Source organism: Moorena sp. SIO3I6, from assembly GCF_010672095.1.
The window spans coordinates 1-2,074 of record NZ_JAAHHU010000853.1; the positions used below are offsets into that span (position 1 = coordinate 1).

The 2,074-nt window shown below is 39.4% G+C and carries 1 protein-coding gene and 1 pseudogene; both read left to right on the forward strand.

All coding sequences use genetic code 11. The annotated features are described in order from the left end of the window. Positions 1 to 174: 174 nt before the first annotated feature. Positions 175 to 1,423: pseudogene (locus F6K49_RS43570) on the forward strand (IS701 family transposase); the annotation flags it as partial. 118 nt (positions 1,424 to 1,541) lie between these two features. Beyond that, complete coding sequence (locus F6K49_RS43575) at positions 1,542 to 1,724, forward strand: IS630 transposase-related protein (protein ID WP_293107964.1); 183 nt, start codon at positions 1,542 to 1,544, stop codon at positions 1,722 to 1,724. Positions 1,725 to 2,074 lie beyond the last annotated feature (350 nt).

Here is a 2,074-nt window from a genome sequence, read left to right on the forward strand (position 1 = left end):
TTCTTCATGGCAAAAAGAAAACCAAGCAGAAGGCTTGAAGTAAGGCTTGAGCCGGATGATGGGTAACTGTCAAGTCCGGTTCTTAGGGGAGGGGAGTAGAGTAATCTACAAACCTTACCCGACTTCACGTACGGTTCTGAAGGAGAGGTGCCGGGCTTAATCGCCCGCATCGACTCTAACTATAAAGACCTGTTTTCAGAAGTAAGAAGTTATGAATGTTTCAAATATTTACATTTAGGAATAATCTCACCGATAAAGAGAAAGTCGCTACCAGAAATAGCTAAGGTAGTAGGCATAAAATCTGCTCAGTCACTCCATCATTTTTTAGCCAATTCTCCTTGGTCAGCGACTGAAGTAAAATCCCGAAGATTAAGTCGGATGCTCAAAGCATTAAACTCCGAAAAAATCACGGTAATAATTGATGAAACCGGGGAGAGAAGGAAAGGAAAAAAAACGGACTATGTAGCAAGGCAATATCTAGGAAGTATCGGAAAAGTAGATAATGGAATAGTGTCAGTTAATGCTTACGGGGTGTATCAAAATATAACATTTCCATTGGTAGGCAAAATCTTCAAACCAAGAGGAACATTAAAAGGGCAAGATAAGTACAAAACTAAAATAGAGTTAGCCTCAGAAATCCTAGAAGAATTAGTAGAGGAAGGATTAAATATAGAACGAGTATTAGCGGATAGTCTCTAGGGTGAAAGTAGCCAGTTTATTAGAACATTAGAGAAAAATAAATTGTCTTATGTAGTAGCAATTAGGAGTAATCATGGAGTCTGGATGCCAAGCTCACAGAGGGTTAGAGCGAATAAGTGGTGTAAATTTACCAGAACATTTAGTAATCAAAAATCAGAAACTAGATACATTAGAGAAATAGTCTATGGAAAAAAGAGAGCCATAACTTACTGGGAAATAACCACAGACCCAAAAACTATGCCAGAGAATGGAACATCTTTTGTGATGACTAATTTGAAAGGTAATCTCAAGAAAATCTTGGGAGATTTGTATGGATTAAGAACATGGGTAGAGTATGCTTTTCGTCAGTGTAAACAAGAATTAGGATGGACAGATTACCGTTTTACTAAGTTTAAGGATATCGAAAAATGGTGGGAAATAATTTTTTGTGTACACCATGATTAGTTTAAATTATCCAGCTTTTTTATCTTTAAAGAAATCGACAGAAGTGGCCAATAAGGTGAGAGATGCTGATGATATCCAGGTGAGTAATCATCAACAATGGAATCATAAGGGTGGATGGAAGAATGTGTTAAACAATTTTCGTTTACTGATTCAACCCATTATGATGTTATGGATTATTTTTCCCTGGTTAGATATTTTGCCGAATAGTAACTTATTGCTGGGATTGAATCAGCTAATTAGTGATATTAATCAATATCAATTCTTTTTTAATTCTGGATAATCTGACTTATTTGTTAATCATTGAATTCGGAGAGTGACAGAAGAGGGATATAGCAGCCGCCAGAGCGGTTAGGACATAGACTAGAAGTAGTGTTTGAGACACAGCAATCCCATTACCGATGCCCAAAGCCTATAGTTACGATCTCCGAAAAAAAGTGATAGAAGCAATAATTGAAGGTGGTATGAAGAAAAGTGAAGTCAGTCAACTGTTCAAGATCAGTCGCAACACCATTGACTTATGGCTGAAGCGAAAAGCCGAAACGGGGGACTATATAGCATTGCCCAATCAACAAGCGCGGTAGTGGCCACTTCCATCACAGACTGGGAGAAATTTCGGGAGAATGCGGCGGATTCATGGGGATAAAACACAAGTGGAAATGGCTCAACTGTGGGAGGGGGATATTAGCGATTCGGGCAAAGCCCGACGCTTCGCGAACGCACAATTGGACGAGCACTCAAAAAAATTGGGTTCACACGAAAAAAAAGACCTACGGCTACCTACAACGTGACGAGGTGAAAAGACAAGCATACAAGCGAGCAGGTGGCAACTCAGGAAGCTCAAACAATTGTTTATGTCGATGAAGCGGGCATCGGACTTCCGAGAAGACTACGGCTATGGCTGGAATGAGAAAGGAATTTGGTTTCATGCTCT

What these genes read in the sequence shown, in the direction of transcription:
- F6K49_RS43575 (WP_293107964.1), top strand. Translation starts at nt 1,542, where the DNA reads ATGCCCAAAGCCTATAGTTACGATCTCCGAAAAAAAGTGATAGAAGCA.